The organism is Bacillus sp. EB600 (genome assembly GCF_024494385.1).
Lineage (GTDB): Bacteria > Bacillota > Bacilli > Bacillales > Cytobacillaceae > JAEVLT01.
On record NZ_JAEVLT010000008.1, the window covers coordinates 192,523 to 209,683 of the forward strand.

20 protein-coding genes are annotated in these 17,161 nt (G+C 37.8%); 6 read left to right on the forward strand and 14 right to left on the reverse strand.

Translation table 11 applies throughout. From position 1 onward, the window contains the following. Position 1: 1 nt before the first annotated feature. Both JN080_RS11495 and JN080_RS11500 read right to left on the reverse strand, forming a co-directional pair. A complete protein-coding gene (locus tag JN080_RS11495; protein WP_256236128.1) occupies positions 2-142 on the reverse strand; it encodes a hypothetical protein in 141 nt (46 codons plus the stop codon). Continuing rightward, positions 142-303 (reverse strand): hypothetical protein, encoded by a 162-nt coding sequence (locus tag JN080_RS11500; protein WP_256236129.1) that lies wholly within the window; start codon positions 301-303, stop codon positions 142-144. The genes JN080_RS11495 and JN080_RS11500 overlap by 1 nt, the downstream gene beginning before the upstream one ends. A gap of 137 nt (positions 304-440) precedes the next feature. Here JN080_RS11500 and JN080_RS11505 point away from each other — a divergent pair, with 137 nt between their 5' ends. Both JN080_RS11505 and JN080_RS11510 read left to right on the forward strand, forming a co-directional pair. Beyond that, positions 441-785 (forward strand): DUF3905 domain-containing protein, encoded by a 345-nt coding sequence (locus JN080_RS11505; RefSeq protein ID WP_256236130.1) that lies wholly within the window; start codon positions 441-443, stop codon positions 783-785. A gap of 168 nt (positions 786-953) precedes the next feature. Beyond that, positions 954-1,154 carry an alpha/beta-type small acid-soluble spore protein gene (locus JN080_RS11510; protein ID WP_256236131.1) on the forward strand — a complete coding sequence of 67 codons (201 nt, stop codon included), beginning with the start codon at positions 954-956 and terminating at the stop codon, positions 1,152-1,154. A 46-nt stretch (positions 1,155-1,200) separates the two neighbouring features. On the opposite strand, the gene JN080_RS11515 is transcribed toward JN080_RS11510, so the two are convergent. The 5 genes from JN080_RS11515 to JN080_RS11535 form a co-directional block, all read right to left on the reverse strand. Beyond that, positions 1,201-2,235 (reverse strand): anti-sigma factor domain-containing protein, encoded by a 1,035-nt coding sequence (locus tag JN080_RS11515; RefSeq protein ID WP_256236132.1) that lies wholly within the window; start codon positions 2,233-2,235, stop codon positions 1,201-1,203. Next, the gene (gene sigI / locus JN080_RS11520; protein ID WP_256236133.1) at positions 2,232-2,987 is read right to left on the reverse strand and encodes an RNA polymerase sigma factor SigI; all 756 of its coding nucleotides are present in this window, start codon (positions 2,985-2,987) and stop codon (positions 2,232-2,234) included. Before sigI ends, JN080_RS11515 begins: the two co-directional genes overlap by 4 nt. Positions 2,988-3,190: 203 nt before the next feature. Next, the gene (locus JN080_RS11525; protein ID WP_256236134.1) at positions 3,191-4,342 is read right to left on the reverse strand and encodes a DUF5667 domain-containing protein; all 1,152 of its coding nucleotides are present in this window, start codon (positions 4,340-4,342) and stop codon (positions 3,191-3,193) included. A 156-nt stretch (positions 4,343-4,498) separates the two neighbouring features. After that, positions 4,499-4,963, reverse strand: a complete 465-nt coding sequence (locus JN080_RS11530) for a hypothetical protein (RefSeq protein WP_256236136.1) — start codon at positions 4,961-4,963, stop codon at positions 4,499-4,501. Between the two features lie 144 nt (positions 4,964-5,107). Continuing rightward, positions 5,108-6,688, reverse strand: coding sequence for a peptide chain release factor 3 (locus JN080_RS11535; protein ID WP_256236137.1), 1,581 nt, complete (start codon positions 6,686-6,688; stop codon positions 5,108-5,110). A 390-nt stretch (positions 6,689-7,078) separates the two neighbouring features. Between JN080_RS11535 and JN080_RS11540 the strand changes: the two genes are divergently transcribed. Together JN080_RS11540 and JN080_RS11545 are read left to right on the forward strand one after the other, a co-directional pair. Continuing rightward, positions 7,079-8,788 carry an AAA family ATPase gene (locus JN080_RS11540; RefSeq protein ID WP_256236138.1) on the forward strand — a complete coding sequence of 570 codons (1,710 nt, stop codon included), beginning with the start codon at positions 7,079-7,081 and terminating at the stop codon, positions 8,786-8,788. Positions 8,789-8,815: 27 nt separating this feature from the next. Next, a complete protein-coding gene (locus JN080_RS11545) occupies positions 8,816-8,977 on the forward strand; it encodes a YkvA family protein (protein WP_256236163.1) in 162 nt (53 codons plus the stop codon). Between the two features lie 60 nt (positions 8,978-9,037). On the opposite strand, the gene JN080_RS11550 is transcribed toward JN080_RS11545, so the two are convergent. The 5 genes from JN080_RS11550 to JN080_RS11570 form a co-directional block, all read right to left on the reverse strand. Beyond that, positions 9,038-9,193 carry a YjcZ family sporulation protein gene (locus tag JN080_RS11550; RefSeq protein WP_256236139.1) on the reverse strand — a complete coding sequence of 52 codons (156 nt, stop codon included), beginning with the start codon at positions 9,191-9,193 and terminating at the stop codon, positions 9,038-9,040. Between the two features lie 21 nt (positions 9,194-9,214). Further along, positions 9,215-9,322 (reverse strand): YjcZ family sporulation protein, encoded by a 108-nt coding sequence (locus JN080_RS11555; protein WP_256236140.1) that lies wholly within the window; start codon positions 9,320-9,322, stop codon positions 9,215-9,217. Between the two features lie 264 nt (positions 9,323-9,586). Then, positions 9,587-10,771 carry a Ger(x)C family spore germination protein gene (locus tag JN080_RS11560; RefSeq protein WP_256236141.1) on the reverse strand — a complete coding sequence of 395 codons (1,185 nt, stop codon included), beginning with the start codon at positions 10,769-10,771 and terminating at the stop codon, positions 9,587-9,589. Between the two features lie 45 nt (positions 10,772-10,816). Next, complete coding sequence (locus tag JN080_RS11565) at positions 10,817-11,083, reverse strand: GerAB/ArcD/ProY family transporter (protein WP_256236142.1); 267 nt, start codon at positions 11,081-11,083, stop codon at positions 10,817-10,819. A 352-nt stretch (positions 11,084-11,435) separates the two neighbouring features. Beyond that, the gene (locus tag JN080_RS11570; RefSeq protein WP_309144671.1) at positions 11,436-12,704 is read right to left on the reverse strand and encodes an ATP-binding protein; all 1,269 of its coding nucleotides are present in this window, start codon (positions 12,702-12,704) and stop codon (positions 11,436-11,438) included. A gap of 308 nt (positions 12,705-13,012) precedes the next feature. Between JN080_RS11570 and JN080_RS11575 the strand changes: the two genes are divergently transcribed. Beyond that, complete coding sequence (locus JN080_RS11575; RefSeq protein WP_256236143.1) at positions 13,013-13,429, forward strand: GtrA family protein; 417 nt, start codon at positions 13,013-13,015, stop codon at positions 13,427-13,429. A gap of 62 nt (positions 13,430-13,491) precedes the next feature. On the opposite strand, the gene JN080_RS11580 is transcribed toward JN080_RS11575, so the two are convergent. Further along, positions 13,492-14,682, reverse strand: a complete 1,191-nt coding sequence (locus tag JN080_RS11580) for a coiled-coil domain-containing protein (RefSeq protein WP_256236144.1) — start codon at positions 14,680-14,682, stop codon at positions 13,492-13,494. Between the two features lie 358 nt (positions 14,683-15,040). After that, a complete protein-coding gene (locus tag JN080_RS11585) occupies positions 15,041-16,054 on the reverse strand; it encodes a sugar kinase (protein ID WP_256236145.1) in 1,014 nt (337 codons plus the stop codon). Between the two features lie 284 nt (positions 16,055-16,338). Between JN080_RS11585 and JN080_RS11590 the strand changes: the two genes are divergently transcribed. Continuing rightward, positions 16,339-17,094 (forward strand): IclR family transcriptional regulator, encoded by a 756-nt coding sequence (locus tag JN080_RS11590; protein WP_256236146.1) that lies wholly within the window; start codon positions 16,339-16,341, stop codon positions 17,092-17,094. Positions 17,095-17,161 lie beyond the last annotated feature (67 nt).

A 17,161-nucleotide genomic window follows, 5' to 3' on the forward strand; every position in this document is an offset into this window, starting at 1 on the left:
TTTATTTTATATTTTTATTTGACGTTTTTTTATGATTCTTCTTGGAGGAAAAAGGAAATTCATATAATTTCATTCCATTTACATCTCCAAATTCAACGCTGAATTCTTCATTAGGAATAGTTGGGGATTTTTGTTCCTTCATTAGGATCTTCCTTTTCTCCCTAATTTTGAATTTCGATTTGCTCCCTTACTTGGATCTTCACCTTGCGCAAATTCTGCAGAAAAATCGCCTTCTTGTCTATTTTTACGAGGGGTTTTTGAGTATTTTTCAACTGCATTAAATTCTGCTTTCCGCTTTGCCATGATGATTCCTCCCATTTTTTGAAGTGATGCAATCATTAGTCTTCAACAAATGGGATTAAATCATTCTTTCCTTATTTTTGCTTTAATAAAAAACAGCTGAAGATAAAAACTAAGAAAAAATAGGAGTGAGGATGAATATGGACCATAAAAAGAAGGAAAACCCACTTAGTATTAACGAAACATTACCACACCAAATAAGTGCACCAAGCTTTAAGGGAACAGGTATAAAAATGGAACCCCCATTTGTCAATAAACATGGAGTCACCATTGGTGACAGCCTTTATGCTTCTGAAAATTCGCCGCTGGAAAATTGGTCTAAGGACACGGACCCGGAGATCATGGCCGGGGATGAATGGGTGCACCCTACAAACGATATCGGCTGGAATACAACCGAAAATCGTGAACTTTTAGAAAGTAAAAAGAAACCACAGGCTAGTCCTTTTATGCATCCAACTAAGGATGTATCCCAAGGTACTGATTAACCAAATCCTTATTGATATGAACCAATCCAAAATAATTGGATTGGTTTTTCATTGGAAAAATATTATTAAATACGAAAATCATTACCATTAATAAAAAAAGAGCGGAATTAAAATAATACATATACAGAGGTAAAAGATTCTCTGGATCATATTAAGGAGTTGAATAGTATGGCTAGAAGCAGCAATAAATTACTTGTACCTGGAATTGAACAATACTTAGACCAAGTAAAATATGAAATTGCCCAAGAATTTGGGGTTAATTTAGGCTCAGATACTGTTTCCCGCGCAAACGGTTCCGTGGGTGGAGAAATTACCAAAAGGCTGGTACAACAAGCTCAAGCTGGATTATCCGGTCAAAATCCACAATAATAATATTTAAAAAGGTCCGGCTGGCGCCGGACTTTTTTGAATGTAACTATTCTTTCTCTTTGTGCATTTCTTTAACGTGTTGTTCTTCAGAATGCCCTTGGTTTGTTATTTTACTATTATTTATTGGAAGGTTTTTTTCCCTCTCATTACTTTCATTTTTTCGCTCTGATTTGAATTCATTCTTTTGTTTTTTCGGCATCTCTTCCACCTTCTTTAATTGTCCCGGCGGTGTATGGTTTTCAATTGCAGCACCCTGTCCTTTATCACTTTCATTTCTATTTCCATTTTGTACATTGGGACCAACAGAATCTGGATCCACTTGTTTTTGAGGTTCAATTGGGCTGTTATTTAGAACTCCATTTTCTCTGTTTTCTGGTTCCTGAATCGGTACCGGCTGTTGATTGCTTTTCTTTTTTAGAGATTGTATTTTTGCTTCTTTGTATTTACCGGTAGTAATTCCTAATTGATGAGCTTTTTCCATTTCCTTTTCAGTTCCGTTTATAACGGTAACCTGTAAGTTGTTTTCTATTGCCATCTCTTTTATTTCGCCCATATTTTTTGTTAACTGTTTCTCTATCTTTTCTTCAGTATTTTCTGTCCGGACAGTTGAAATGACCATCGAATGCTTTTCGTTTAAATAGCCCTCTTTTTTTATCTCTTTAAGGATTATTTGGGCAAAATCAGTAACGTCCATCTTTTTCCAATCTCCAATGTGTGAGATAATTTTTTCACCATCTGAGTTGAAAGCTGTTACCTTTACTACTTCCATCTGTTTATTAATGCCAAGCTCAATACTTGGATTCACATCAATGGACATATACGCGTATGCCTTGTTATTCTGATATTCCGGAATCAAAGATCCAAGAAAGAGGAATAACGCAGCAACAGCCGCAATGGATAGCTGTTTTACTCCCCTAAAACGATTCTCTGGAGCTGACTTCTTTTTAGAAACTGGTGTAAATAAAATCTCTTCCCCAACTGCATAGGGATGATCTTGCTTTCTAGCTTGTAAAAATTGACCGTCAGGGGTTAGTAATGTCAATAATGAATCATTGACTTCCATTACAATTCCTTTTTTCATATTTCAAGCACCCCTTTAATATAATCCTTCAAATAGAGGTAATCGTTCAATAAAATAAGAGCAATCGCAATTATATACTTGCGATTACGCTCGATTGTCTTTCTACTTACATCGACCATTTCTTCAAGCTGTTTAATGGGAAGCCGTTTTTTTTCAAGAAGCAGCTTTTGAAGTTCTTCATTTTCCGCTAATATCTTTGCAACCATGATTGCATTTTTTCTTGCATCAGCATGCTTCGGTGAATGATCAACTAAATCATTAAAGCTTAAATCAAATGTCCTTAATAGCGCTTGAAAATGAACAATTTCCTCTTTACGGACTTCTTCTTCTGTCTTTTTCTTATATTCTTCATAGGAAAGCTCATTAACAATAATTGTCCCCGGTGACTCGTCATCATGAGCTGTATTGTTGAAATCATAACTAATATGTTGATGTTTTGTTTGTTTACGAATATAATCGATTACCCTTCGTCTAATTAAGACTTCTGCAAAGCTTAAAAGCGATTTACCCCGCTCGGGTAAATACTTTTCAATTGCCTCATTAAAAGCGATAAGTCCAATGCTAAATTCATCGTCTGTCTCGTGAATATATCGCTTGCATACAGAAGAAACCGTTTTGGCAATAAAAGGCTTGTACGAAGCAATAAGTTCATTTAGCAAGAATTGATCCCCTTGCTGGATTAACATAACCGATTCCTCTAATGTTTTCTTTTTCTTTTTTGCCATAAACAATAAACCTAGCACCATTTTCACCTCTCGACACACAATTATATCATACGGAGGCTACCTAAAAATTTCAGGTGTAAAATGAAGCAGAAAAGATAGCACCAAAATAGGCTATCTTTTCCTGTTTATTGTTCTAAAAAAGCTTTGACAACATTTTAGGAAGATGTTTTTCACTGTTTAAGTAATTGAACCTCAGTATATTTGCTTAATTGATTAACAGCTAGGAATTATTATTTATTTCCTTTACTTTCGTCTACCTTTTGTTTTACCTCTGCTTTTTTCTCTGCCACCATTGACTTTACTTCTTCCCGCTTTTGTTGTATTTGCTGCTTTGCAGCTTGTTGTGTTTGTTTTACTTCCTGCTTGGCTGCCTGCTTTACTTGAATCATTTCTTGATGGGCTTGTTTTCCTGGTTGTTCAAGCTCTTTTGTTGGTAATGTTGTCGTTTGATAGACAGATCCATTTTTGTCACCGCTTGCGTTGGTATTTCCAACGTTGCTAGTTGCTGTTACCGAAGAATCAGCTGCAACATTTGTATTTTCATCTGTGTTAACAGAAGTTCCCTCTGTTTCGCTATCTGCTTTTTTGGTTTCCTTTTTAGCTAAACGACTGTTAACTTTATCTAATTTCTTTGCAAGCTTAGCATAGCTTTTTTTAATATTTCTTTGTAATGCTGCTTTTGCGACTGGGTTTTTAACCTTTTCCATTGCAGCAGTAAGGGCAACAATGTTTTGTGCTTGAGTAGTTTTTACCTCTGTTACCTCTTGATCATCTTTATTTTCATCTGTAGCTGCTTCACGATTTGTTTGATCATCACTCTTTACCTGATTAGCAGATGATTGCACATCTTCTGTTTTTGTTTCATCGGTATTCATAGCTTGATGATCAGTTTCCTTAGTATCTACCTTTTCTTGATCCAGGGATAATTCAGATTGTTTTTGTGAATCAACAATCGTATCAGAACCCTTCATGTCTTCAAGTGCTTGGTTAATTGTTTTTATTGCAGTCTCTTGGTCGCCGGAAGCAAATAATGCTTGGGCCTCTGCAAGACGCTCAGAGGCAAAGTTTGCTAATAACTTGGCTTCCTTTACATTATCAAAAGTAAGGGCTAATTGTATTTTTTCAAAGGCTTTTTTTGCAAAGTAGAAAAAATCTCCAGGAAGCATGGAAGGAGTTTCTTGTGTTTGCGTAGTTTGTACGGGTGTGCTTGCTTCAGCATTCGTCTGCGATTGAAGATCCACTGTTTGATAGTGATCCTGTTGATTTGTCGTTTGATCAGCAAATGCCTTGCTTGCAGAAAACGTGAAAGTACCAGCGAGGGCCACAGCTAAAGTGCCTTTTGCAATTTTGTTTAGTTGTTTATGACTTGTCAGTTTCTTCAAATAAATCACCCTTAATGTAAATTTCGCGGCCGCAATTTCACTATAGAGTTAGCCACCACGAACAATATTTATGGGGGTGATAAAAATAAAAAGATTTTCAAAATCATATATGCAGCTAGATGGCGAATTAAACCGACACATGTTCAGCTTCTTGTTTCATTTGTTACTTTTGGAGGATAGTAAATACTTGATCAAAAATCCAATAAGTAGACCAGGGATTAAACAAAGCATTGGCAGGAAAACAGGACCTAGGTTACATTTGAAAATTGTGATTTTAGATGAATACATGATGCCCACTGTTACAAAATAGGCACTTAAAACAAATGGTAAAAATGAGAATTTCTCGTCTTCAGGCATGGCTGAACGATAGGCATCCCAAAGTGCAAACATATATACACAAGGATAAAACATCAGCCATTGGAAATTTAATACGGAATAAGCTTTGTCCATGTCCCCTAAAAAACTGTACATAATTGCTGAATTAAATTGGCTATTTGCGTTAATCACAAACTCTAAAAGCACGAATATAATTCCTTTAACATAGTGTCCCATTAATAATTGACTGAAACCTGGAAAAGCTATGTTCCAGAGGATTGCTTCTAATCTACCCATCTTTTTCATTCGTTTACTCGCTTATTCAATATATTTTTAAAAAAGTAAAAGGATCTAAAATTAGCTTGTCCAGCATAGTCCAAAAGTAACGGTTTTTTTGTTATTTTTTTGTAAAAAAATGTAAAAAAAGAACGGTAGTAATATACCGCTCCTTTACTCTTGCCGATCCATTGGATTATAAAGTTTAACATCCGGATTCTTTTCCTGAAACCATCTTAAGGCAAAATCATTTTCAAATAAGAAAACGTAATGGTCAAAGCGGTCTTTAACGAGCAGACTGCGAGAACTTGATAAATTTTCATCAACCACATCGTTTTCAATCCATCTGGCCATTTTAGAACCAAGCCGTTCCATTAATACTTCTGCATTATATTCATTTTTCATACGATGTTCAAAAACTTCAAATTGAAGCTGACCAACTGCACCTAACAGATATTCATCTGTTTTGACTGTTTTATAGAGCTGAATCGCCCCTTCTTGGACCAGCTGCTGGATCCCTTTATAAAAAGACTTTTGCTTCATAACGTTTTTAGCAGAAACGCGCACAAATAACTCAGGAGTAAATTGAGGAAGTCTTTCAAAATGAAAATCATTCTTCCCGGTTGTGAGCGTATCGCCGATTTGGTATGTGCCTGTATCATACAGTCCAATAATATCACCGCTAACAGCTTCCTCCACTGTATTACGCTCTTCCGCCATAAAAGAAGTAGATTGAGATAGCTTGAGCTGTTTACCTAGTCTGGGAAGATTAACCGTCATCCCGCGTTCAAATTTGCCCGAGCAAACCCGAACGAAGGCAATTCGGTCACGGTGAGCAGGGTTCATATTCGCTTGGATTTTAAAAACAAAGCCAGAAAAGTTTTCAGCAAGTGGATCAATTTTTCCATTTGATGAATTGCGTGCCTTTGGCGGCGGTGCAAATTGCAGGTACGTTTCTAGAAAGGTTTGAACTCCAAAGTTCGTTAACGCACTTCCAAAAAAGACAGGGGTTAATGTCCCATCTGCAACCCGTTCTGGTGAAAAGGTATTTCCCGCTTCATTAAGGAGCAGTACTTCTTCTAAGGTTTGATCATAAAGTCCTGTTACCTTTATCGGATGGTCACCGTTAATTTCTCCATCCTCATTTAAGGGGATAAACCGTTTGTCCTCATCTACCCGGAATTGTTCAATTCGGTTGTGAAACCGGTCGTAAATTCCTAAGAATTCCTTCCCCATCCCAATTGGCCAATTCATTGGATAGGATTCAATCCCAAGAACCTCTTCGAGTTCCGCTAATAACTCCAATGGTGGTTTCCCTTGACGATCAAGCTTGTTCATAAAGGTGAAAATCGGGATTCCGCGCATCCGGCAAACTTTGAACAGCTTTAATGTCTGTTCCTCTATCCCTTTCGCAGAATCGATAATCATAACTGCGCTGTCAACCGCCATTAATGTTCGATACGTATCTTCACTAAAGTCTTGGTGTCCTGGAGTATCCAAAATATTTACACGGTAGCCATTAAAGTCGAATTGCATCACACTGGAAGTAACGGAAATTCCCCGCTGCTTCTCAATCTCCATCCAATCGCTAGTGGCGAATTTCCCGGTCTTTTTTGCTTTTACCGTTCCAGCATCCCGGATAGCTCCACCAAATAATAATAATTGTTCGGTTAATGTCGTTTTACCAGCATCCGGGTGGGAAATGATTGCAAAGGTCCGGCGCGACAATACTTCTTCTGTAAAATTGTTACTCATTTCTATTTCCTCTCTTTTGATATAATGAAACTTCAATCAATGAGGCTTTTCGACGCACAGGAAGTGCTAGTGCAGGCGTTGCGACAGGACGTTGCGTTCTTAGTCTGCCTCACTGATATTTAGTTTAATTTAATCGGGCTTTTACGGGCGTTAGCTCTTGAATTAAATTTACATTTACTGCCCGTTAGTAGGGGACAACAAAAATTTTTGCCCATAAATTCAATCTTATATGTCTCTTAACAAGTTTGCAATCCTTGATTATAAGGTCATTATATATTTATTTTCAACCCGCAGTAAAGAATCCCATTTAATTTCCATTCGTTCCCACCATCCAAATAGCCAATTACCTTTTATAATAGATACATACTCTGTTAAAGGAGATGAATTTTTTTGAATGAAAGCAGTAAAAAAGTAGTTTCAAAGCTTATTCCGCTCATTACAGCGTTTATCTTAGTCATTGCCGGTATCCTTTGGGTCATTCAGGCAACCAATAATGAAGTAGCAATCCCTTTTTCTTCAATGGAAAAAACAATTCAAGCTCAAAATGGCAAAACGGTTACCCTGACTGAGGAAGCCAATGGCAGCCTTCATTTAGTAACGAAGGATGGGAAATTTGTTTCCCATATCCCGCCTAACAGCCAAATGATAAACAAGCTTGTTGAAAGGTACAACATTGACTATACGTACTCAACTAGCAGCCCATATGGAAAATGGGTCATGGGCGGCGTCATTTTAATCGCAGCGGCAGCAGTATTTGCTCTCCAAAAAACAAAGGGTGGCTTTGGACTTTCGAATTCGATGAAAAACAGCGTTTCGAAGCCTCGTCCTCTTCCTTCTATTCGGTTAGACGACGTTGGGGGCCTTGGCGAGGAGATGAAGGAAGAAATCCTGCAAACTCTTTCCATCCTAAAAGAACCGGAACTTTCGGTTAAGATGGGCATTAAACCTCCAAAAGGAATCCTATTATATGGTCCTCCAGGGACAGGTAAGACTTTACTTGCCCAAGCGATTGCCCGAGAGTTAAATGCTTCATTCTTTTCAACTAGCGGTTCTGCATTTAATGAATTATTTGTCGGCGTTGGTGCGAGCAGGGTTCGTTCCTTATTCCAAAGTGCAAGAAAAAGTTCCCCTGCTGTTATTTTTATCGATGAAGTTGATGCCCTTGCTGGAAGAAGAAAAGCACAAGGTGGAGAAGAAGCGGAAAAAACGTTAACAGAACTACTTGTCCAGCTCGATGGCGGGCACCCTAATGATGGAATTTTATTTGTTGCGGCAACAAATAGAAAAGATATGCTTGATGAAGCCTTCCTCCGTCCCGGAAGAATTGACTTTTCCTTCCAAGTTCCTCTTCCTGATATGAAGGGAAGAAGAGAAATTATTGAAATCCATTCAAAAGACAAGCTGCTCGCTGCTAATGTCCGCTCATCCCTAGATGAGTTAGCAGAAAGTACATCTGGATTTTCAGGGGCTGACCTTCGATCACTTTTCGAAACAGCGAGCAGAAGTGCCGTTCGAAAAGGACAAGGTGAAATCAAAAAAAGCGATCTCGATTATGCCCTTGATCGGACCATATTAGGAAGTACTTCCAGGGCACTTCAAGATGTTGATACAAAACGCCGGGTTGCCATTCACGAGGCAGGACACGCCATTGTTTCAGAAGTTACAAAACCGGGTTCTGTTCGCAAAGCAACGATTATACCGCGTGGTGAAGCACTAGGATATGTAGCTCCAATCCCGAAAGAACTGCATCTGTCGACGACAAGTGACTTGTTGGACCGAATTGCGATGATTTTAGCCGGGGGTGTAGCTGAAAGGTTATTTCTGGGTGAACATAGCATCGGAGTGAGCGGTGACGTCCAGCAGGCTAAATCTATTATTGAAAAGATGGTCGATACCGGCATGCTTGAGAATGGCTTTACATTAACATTTAACAAACAAGATAAAGAGTTGAAAATGCAAGAGTTATTCCAAAAAGGACTTGAAAAAGCGGAAAGACTAATTAAAGTAAATCAATCACAGTATTTGCATTTAGTCGATGTTTTATTTGCAAAAGAAACACTCGAAGGCTCTGAAGTTCAGCAAATCGTAAATGGCCAATAATCAAATTGTATTAGGTAAGAAGCTGCCATTTTCTATTTCGTTTCACCGTTTGATATTGTTCCCGATTTTATTTTGGGTATAGGTTTGTTTGATGATGCTGCTGTGATTGGATTTGCAATTAAAAGGGTTTCAGTTGAAGTAGAGGAATTTAAAATGTGGAAACATCGGCACAACGAAAATCCTCTTTGAAATTATTGTATTTTTTAAAGAAAGAGCGGGGCTGTGCCCCGCTCTTTCTTCTAAGGCATATTAATAAAAGCAAGCTGCACCTACAATAATTAACAGGATGAATAATACGACGATTAAAGCGAAACCGCCACCACCGTAGCCTACTCCTCCGTAGCCATAACCTCCACAACCGCAGCCGCCAGCACCATAGCCTCCAAAGCCACCATATCCAAACATTAGTTTTCCTCCTTAAATTTTTTAAACGAAGCCTCCACCGCACCAAGACGCTCCGATAATAATTAACAAGATAAATAAAACAACTAGAAGGGCAAATCCGCCGCCGTAACCAACTGCTGCACCCGACATATCTATTACCTCCCTTTCGTAAATTCTATATATCCTATTCACTTCGGTACAAATGTGCAATAGACACCTATCCAAATTCCCGGTTTTTCAAAAAAAGACTAAGCCCATCGTTTCGGATCGGCTTTCTGAAAAGATAAGAAAACATTTGGCGTTGAGAATTGTCCAGCTCTAGTGCCAGCGGCTTCGCCCATCTCCCTACGATAGTCAGTGCTCCAGGCCATTCGCCGCTAAACGAGCGCTTGCTCTTTTCTTAGTTAATCCCTGCTAATCTTTTAATAGGGTCTTTGTCCGAATTCCAGACCTTCTCAGGTTAACTTTTACATATACATATAGCTCAGCATCTGTAAAGCTCTCATCCCAATGGCTTTTAATTTTTTTAAAGTTCCGGTAATCCTGCTGCATAGCTGCTTCTCCAAATCCAAAAATATCGACGTGATATTTTTGTTGTGCTTTTTTAATGGTAGTTTCCACATTTTTCTTTATTCCCTTCTCGATCAGCTTTTCATACTTTTTAAAAGTTGCGACTTTTTTTAAATCATCCTTGCACTGCGTACCATCCAAGTAGGATTCAGTCCGGATATTGAGATGGATTTCAGGACTTCCCAATACGATCCTTGCTTTTGTTCTTGCTTTTGAATTATAAAATTGTACAGCAATATACCTGTTTTTTCCGCAAGCTACCGACATAGCGGTGCGTTTTAGATTATCTTCAATCCATAAATAATTTCGTGAATCAGTCAAGGATAAAAAACCTAGTAACTTCCCTTTTTTAAACACAGCTAATGAATCAAGGACAACAAGTGCATCAGGAGTCAATTTTTTCATATTATCAACACTTATACCCTTTTTGGGGTTTCCTTGGAGAGCTACAGCAGCCATTACCGGCTGTCTGCCAGCTGACCTCCATGCTGAAATCACTTCATTTAATCGGACATCCGGATCACCGCCCCAATTCTTAACCATCGTTTCTAGCTGCGAATGCAGCTTAAGGGATGTGGATTTTTGAAACGGATAGGTGACCCTTAAAATATCCTCCGCCTTCCCATTTCGCGCGATGAGAATATTAAAGTCATCCCGTATTTCGCGGTTTCTTTCCAGGTAATCAAGAAATTGCAGCATGCCTTCCCTGGCAAGTTCTTTACTAATAATAAGCGTCCTCATATGGGAATAAACAAGATTTCTGGATCCCTTAATAGACATTTTTTGGGTTAACTCTGATACGGTATTCCCTTCTAAACTTAAAACTAAGGACGGAGCATAACCGCTCGATGTTTTCGCATTTAGCTCCTGGGCATTAATTCCTTCAACTGATAAACGGTACTTGCCATTTTTTCCTTTATCTATCGCCATCCCTGTAATAACAGTTATGGTTGACAGCCCACGTTGATCCCAGCAGCCTCCAAGCAGAAAGGTACACAAAACAAAGACGGCAAATGTCATCCATGTCATGCGTTATTTCCTCCTGTTGTCTGTGGTGGTGATGGTTAATTATCATCATATACCTTTGTCTCCTCCGCTGTTCGTAAATAACCCGGTCTTTTCTTCATCGCCCAAAAAGGAAACCGAAAAAACACATCCTCTTGTTCCTTGAAGTTTATGATAGAACCAAATTAACCCTGCCCCTAAAAAGGAAGCAACTCCAATCGCAATCCAAGCATCATTTTTTGCCTCTGTTCCAATCCCCAGGACAATTGTACTTCCCAGTAAAAAATTAATGCTCAATGTCAACAGCTGACTTAGTGAAATATTCTCCTTAAGCATATTTTACTTAATTCTCCTCAGGCTTGTTTTTGTTTAATTTAAGACGTATGTCAATAATGATACTCCCCATTAATCCGATCAAAGTACCTGTCCAAACGATATTCCTTCCAACAGATACTTCTGAAAAAAAAGATTTTTCAGGGCAGTGAAGAATGAATATTCAAGTACATACGTATCAAAAAATGCTGTTATAAAAGACATCATGAGCAAGATTAAAAAAAAGGCAAGTGTAACCATTCTAAGTTCAACTCCATAAAATTCCAAGTACATTCAACTATTAACGTGCTAAATATAACCCACTTTTATCCATAAAAAAAAGAAAACCTGACAATTAACCATTGTCGGATTTTCTTCATACTGCCCACTTGGGAAAATACAAGTTAAACTTCGTACCCTCATTTGGTGTCGATTCAACCTCTACTCTTCCCCCCATTGATTTAGTAATTTTATACGTTGATACTAACCCCAATCCCGTACCATTTTCTTTAGTGGTCGGGAGTGGCTTGCCAAGCTGGGTTAGAACATTGGAGGGGATCCCAACACCGTTATCCTCAATCACAATATAAACCTCACTCATCATCTCATGGAGACAAATGTTCACTCGGCCCTTCGGTTTACACGCCTCAACCGCATTTTTAATAAGGTTAATTAAGGCAAATCGAATCATTGTTCGGTCACCTCTAAGCGAGACATCCTCTTCTGCAGTAGAAGTATAACCCAGTTCCACCTGATGCACGCCTGCATAAAGCTTCATAATATCAACAATATTTTCTAATTCGTTAACAAAACTCCAAACACTTTGTTTTCCTGAGTTTTCATCCAAAATGGCGAGATATTGATCGAGATTCTGTTCAGCCTTGGTTAAATCTGATTCAATTTTTCTTAAGGAATATGCTTGATGAGAAGTCAGTTGTTCCTTTTGAACATTGCTGATCATTTCCTTCGCACTACTTAATGGTAAAGCCAATTGCTGCGAAATATAGACAAGCAAATGGTTTATGGTATGGGCTTTCTCAAACTGAATTACTTTTTGAGAAACATCCTCTATATCCTTTAAGATATTTTGAAGATACATGATCATCCAAAATGTCATATAGTTTAGGATTGAAAACCAAACCCAAAGGTATATTTCTTGTTTTGTAAATGAATAGTCATCTAAGAATTGTGTTCCTAATGCAAAAAATATCAGGGAAAAAGTTAATAGAACGTATGGGTAAAGTTTCCTCCAGTTTTGACTCCATTTACCAGAGTGAGGCAAAATAAAGTGAAAGGAGACAAGATAAAAGGATGTCATCCATAAGCCGCCTAAGTAAAAGCCGGTACCGCCAGCCATGAATCGATAAGCAATTAATAAAATGGAGAGGCAGAAACCCACACGATATCCTCCATATATAAACGCTATAAGTAAGGGAATGAAGCGAAAATCTAGGATGTAATCCTCGTTAATTGAAACCGGGAAGGTAATGCAAATTAGAATAGAAATACCACATAATAGAGTTAATCCTATTTTTTGATAGCTTTTCTTCATGAACTTTTTTTGAAAAAAGGCCTGATATATTACCATTGGAAATAAAATACAAAATATTTGCAATAGCCATAAACCTATATATGGGGGAATCATTAGCAATGGAAATCCTCCTTTCTCTTAATCTTAAGTTTACATGTATGAAATGAAGCCTCCTATTAGAAATGTCACATTTTCGTCAAATTTTACAAAAAAATTTAATTCAATAATTTAATACCATCACTAGCTCAATCATCCTCTGTTTGTTTGATGAAACGAGCAAACGTTAATTTCCCTTGTCATCTTTGTTCTCCTGATGTATGCTATTGTTCGTCAAAGTAAAAGTACAATAACTAGTGTGATGGTTTTACACCAATCTATAAACATCGTGAAAAAATTTATATTATTTAGGGAGATAGTAAAAAATGAACCACTCCTTTATTCGCTTTCTATTAGTGGGGGTCATTAATACAATTGTGGGATTATCCGCCATGTACCTATTTCTTCATGGGTTTTCCTTGTCCTATTGGGCTTCAACCTTCATTGGAAATATTATTGGTGCTTGTGTCAGCTATTTCCTTAATAGAACCTTTACATTTAAAAGCAGTGCTGCTGTTGGTAAAAGTATGTTGCGGTTTTCAATTGTAATTTTAGCCTGCTATTTTATTTCCTATTATCTAGGAGAAAAAATCGCACTGTATCTCTTTTCCCAGCTTTCATTCCTAAGGGAAAAATATGCTCAAGATGCAGCTGTATTATTTGGGACAGGGATTTACACTATTTCCAACTATTTAGGACAACGTCTTTTTGTTTTTCAAAAAATTGAAACGGAAAATACTTAAAAAAACAAAGGAGACCATCGATTTAATTCGATGATCTCCTTTTCTATTATTTTATTATATTTTTATAAGTTTACTCGAACTACTACACCAGCGAAATGTTGTGCCCAATAACCGCCTGACATATTGGCAACCGCTACTCCTGTTGAGCTTTGCGATCCGATGAAGTTTCCACCGCCAAGATAGATTCCGACATGTCCATTTGTTTTATACGTATTAAAGAATACAAGGTCTCCAGGTTGTAACTGACTTGCAGATATTCGACTGCCTGCACCTAATAGCGAATCGGTACTAGACCCAACGCTTTTGCCCGCTTGTGCAAATGCCCAATGAACGAAACCGGAACAATCGAAGTAGCCATTAGCAACATCGGATGCTGTTCTGCCGCCGCCAAACACATAGACAGAGTTTCCAATATATTTATAACCTGCTCGAATCACAGTACTTATATTACCACTTGGCTGTGGAACAGAAGGTCCGCTAGATAGTGCACTTACGACGGACGAACCCGTTCCTGTGCTTGATTGTTTCCCACTAGTAATCTGTTTTGCTTGACTTGCTCCTGCTTCGATAGCCGCAGATGATGATTGCAGTGCTTGCGCATTTAAGCTTGCTAGCAGATTACTGCCATCCTCAGCTGTTTGTTGAAACTGAGCTTTCATTTCTTCATTATGCGCTTTTTGTTCTGCAAGCCCCGCTTGCATTCCTTCTAAATCAGCTTTCATCGATGTTAAATCGTTTAGTATTTTCTGTACAGAATTTTGTTTTTCTTCTAAGGCTTGTTTATCTTCTTCCTGTTGGCTTATAAGGTCATTATCAGCCTGCACTATTGATGTCACAGCACTAACCCGGTCAACTAAATCACTAAAGCTTGACGCACCAAAAACGACATCAAGATAATTTACACTTGATCCGGACTCTTGAAAAGAAACAGCCCGTTGTTTTAAGACATCATTTCGTTTATTAATTTTATCTTGAAGGACCGCGATTTGATCTTGAAGCTGGCTAACCTCGGTGTTTTTCTCCGTAATTTTAGTCTCTGTATCTAGTATTCTTTTATTATTTTCATTAATGGCTTCGGTAGCACGATTAATTTGTTCTGTTACTTTTGCTAGATTATCTTTTGCTGTTGCTATAGTTGAATTCGCTTTCGAAATTTGTTGTTGGATGGATTCTGCTTTTACAGTTGGAATAGCAATAACGTTACCTAACCCAAGCATGATGGTTGTACTTAACACAGCTAGTGTCTTTTTCAAAAAATTCCCCTGCCTTCTCGGTGCCAAACTACTAAGTCTTTACGAGACCTTCTTCGACGCAATTTGACATGTTTTTATGTATCTCAGCCGTCATTAGCCACACTTCTATAAGTATTACGACAATGTTCCTTTGTTTTCTGAAGTATAACATCACTATTTGTCAAACAAGTAATAGGAATATTACATTTACATTACAAGCGTCAAATTTCGACTTATTTTAACAAATTGTCCACATTTTCTGTTCTATTAGATAATTTAAACGATCGTAGAGGTTCAACAATTTTTGAAAGTGAATGGAAAATAAAAAGACTAAACCAAAATGATTTAGTCTTTTTCCTATTTCAATGTATAAACCTGTTTACCGTACTATTTTCCCAGGTTCACTTTTAATAAATGCAGCAACCTCTTCCGGGGAGAAAACATTAAAATCTCCAGCAACAGTATGTTTTAACACAGATGCTGCTGTTGCAAATGAAATGAGCTGTTGGGGCGGCACTTTCTCAATAATTCCATGTAAAATGCCTGCTGCAAAAGCATCCCCGCCGCCAACCCGATCCACGATATGATCGATCTGATGGACCTTAGATTGGTACAGTACTCCATCTTTATAGAAATTCCCCTGTAATGTATTCGTTGATGTAGATATGACATTCCGAAAAGTAGAACTCATATATGAGATGTTTGGATACATTTCTTGTATTTTTGAATAATAGTATTTCAACTGAGCAGCCTTATCTAAGGATTCATCCGCCTGATCGATACCGAGTAAGTAAATGGCATCCAATTCACCGCATGAACAAATATCAGCATAAGGCAGCATGGACTTAATCGCCTCTGATGCTTCCTTCTGACTCCAAAGCTTTGCTCGGTAATTAAAGTCAAAGCTGGTTGTGACCCCATATTCCTTTGCCTTTTTTAAGGCTGACAATGTTAACTCTTTTAAAGAGGGAGACAATGCAGCGGTAATTCCGGAAACATGGAAAAGCTTGGCATCAGAAAAAATTTCATCGAAGTCAATCTCATCGATTGCCAGTTGGGAGAAGCTAGAGTGTGCCCGATCATAGGTGACCTGGGAACTTCTTTGTCCAACACCTGCTTCAAGATAGTAGGTACCTAGCCGTTCTCCACCCTTTATCAAGTAATTTGTATGAACACCCTGAGCCTTCAAAGTGCTTTCGACAGCTCTCCCCAGTGAGTTCTCTGGAACCTTGGAAACAAAATACACATCATGTCCAAAATGGGAAAGTGACACCCCTACATTTGCTTCTGCACCGCCATAATGCATTGCTAACTGGTCAGCTTGAAAAAGCCGTGTACCTGCATTAGTAGAAAGTCGAAGCATAATTTCTCCGAAAGTAATAATTTTCTTCATAGTTAAAGCCTCTCCTGCTTATAGTCTGTTGTTCATCTTGTACATTATTTTCCTCTACATTTTCCGCTTGACTATTTCTTATTTGGAAATTAGAATTATTATATAGAAATTTTATAATTTTATTATAAATACTTGTGAAAGGAATTACAATAGAAGAAAATTTTATTCTGCTAGATTTATTTGAGCTCCATAAGATATGTAAATTATTCCCCTTCAATATTAAAATATCCAGAAGGTTCCGGGATGTTTGGTCAGTTAAAAACATAGGAGGTATAATAATAAATATGGATAAACAGCCATATGGGACCGTTCTTTTAAAAGCAGACTTGATTTTAGATTTCCTTGCATCGAGCGATCATGCACACTCCTTAAATCAAATTGCAAAGGCAACGAATTTAACGAATTCAACTGCTTTAAAAATATTAGATACGCTGAATTTAATGGGCTATGTTCAAAAAGACCATGAAACCAAGAAATTCAGTTTAGGAACGACCCTTCTTAAATTTGCAAATAAAGCAATGAGCCAATTGGAAATAAAAAAAATTGCACAACCTCACATGGAAGCACTACAAAAAGAAACCGCTGAAACCGTTCACCTCGGTATTCTTGACAAAACAAGCGTGGTTTATGTCACTAAAATCGACAGCAGCAACCCGATCATTTTATATTCAAAAATTGGAAAAAGAATTCCTTTGTATTGTTCTGCAATGGGAAAAGCCATTTTGGCTGATCAATCGGATTCCGAGGTCGAGGCTTATTTAACCGAAAATCCACTTATTAAGATAACCGATAAAACGATTACAACAACGAAAGGGTTTATCCAAGAAATAAATCGAATCCGTGAACTTGGCTATGCATTTGATAATGGTGAACATGAGGAAGAAGTGTTCTGTGTTGGAGCGTCTTTAACACGGGACGGCAAAAACTTTGGGGCTATTAGTGTTAGCATTCCAAAATACAGGCTTACAGATTCATTTTTAGATACTACCATTAAAGCGGTCCAGAAGTGTAAAGCTGGCATCTTCACTGATCTCCACTAGATTTTCCAAGTGAAGTACCATCACTAAGCTAGTAAAATAAAAAAACCTATTCGGTACATTTAATCCC

Bases quoted from the DNA above. Each gene is read 5' to 3' on its own strand.
- JN080_RS11495 (WP_256236128.1), bottom strand. From the start codon at position 142: ATGAAGGAACAAAAATCCCCAACTATTCCTAATGAAGAATTCAGCGTT.
- JN080_RS11500 (WP_256236129.1), bottom strand. From the start codon at position 303: ATGGCAAAGCGGAAAGCAGAATTTAATGCAGTTGAAAAATACTCAAAA.
- JN080_RS11505 (WP_256236130.1), top strand. From the start codon at position 441: ATGGACCATAAAAAGAAGGAAAACCCACTTAGTATTAACGAAACATTA.
- JN080_RS11510 (WP_256236131.1), top strand. From the start codon at position 954: ATGGCTAGAAGCAGCAATAAATTACTTGTACCTGGAATTGAACAATAC.
- JN080_RS11515 (WP_256236132.1), bottom strand. From the start codon at position 2,235: ATGAAAAAAGGAATTGTAATGGAAGTCAATGATTCATTATTGACATTA.
- JN080_RS11530 (WP_256236136.1), bottom strand. From the start codon at position 4,963: ATGAAAAAGATGGGTAGATTAGAAGCAATCCTCTGGAACATAGCTTTT.
- JN080_RS11535 (WP_256236137.1), bottom strand. From the start codon at position 6,688: ATGAGTAACAATTTTACAGAAGAAGTATTGTCGCGCCGGACCTTTGCA.
- JN080_RS11550 (WP_256236139.1), bottom strand. From the start codon at position 9,193: ATGTTTGGATATGGTGGCTTTGGAGGCTATGGTGCTGGCGGCTGCGGT.
- JN080_RS11555 (WP_256236140.1), bottom strand. From the start codon at position 9,322: ATGTCGGGTGCAGCAGTTGGTTACGGCGGCGGATTTGCCCTTCTAGTT.
- JN080_RS11560 (WP_256236141.1), bottom strand. From the start codon at position 10,771: ATGACATGGATGACATTTGCCGTCTTTGTTTTGTGTACCTTTCTGCTT.
- JN080_RS11565 (WP_256236142.1), bottom strand. From the start codon at position 11,083: ATGCTTAAGGAGAATATTTCACTAAGTCAGCTGTTGACATTGAGCATT.
- JN080_RS11570 (WP_309144671.1), bottom strand. From the start codon at position 12,704: ATGATTCCCCCATATATAGGTTTATGGCTATTGCAAATATTTTGTATT.
- JN080_RS11575 (WP_256236143.1), top strand. From the start codon at position 13,013: ATGAACCACTCCTTTATTCGCTTTCTATTAGTGGGGGTCATTAATACA.
- JN080_RS11585 (WP_256236145.1), bottom strand. From the start codon at position 16,054: ATGAAGAAAATTATTACTTTCGGAGAAATTATGCTTCGACTTTCTACT.
- JN080_RS11590 (WP_256236146.1), top strand. From the start codon at position 16,339: ATGGATAAACAGCCATATGGGACCGTTCTTTTAAAAGCAGACTTGATT.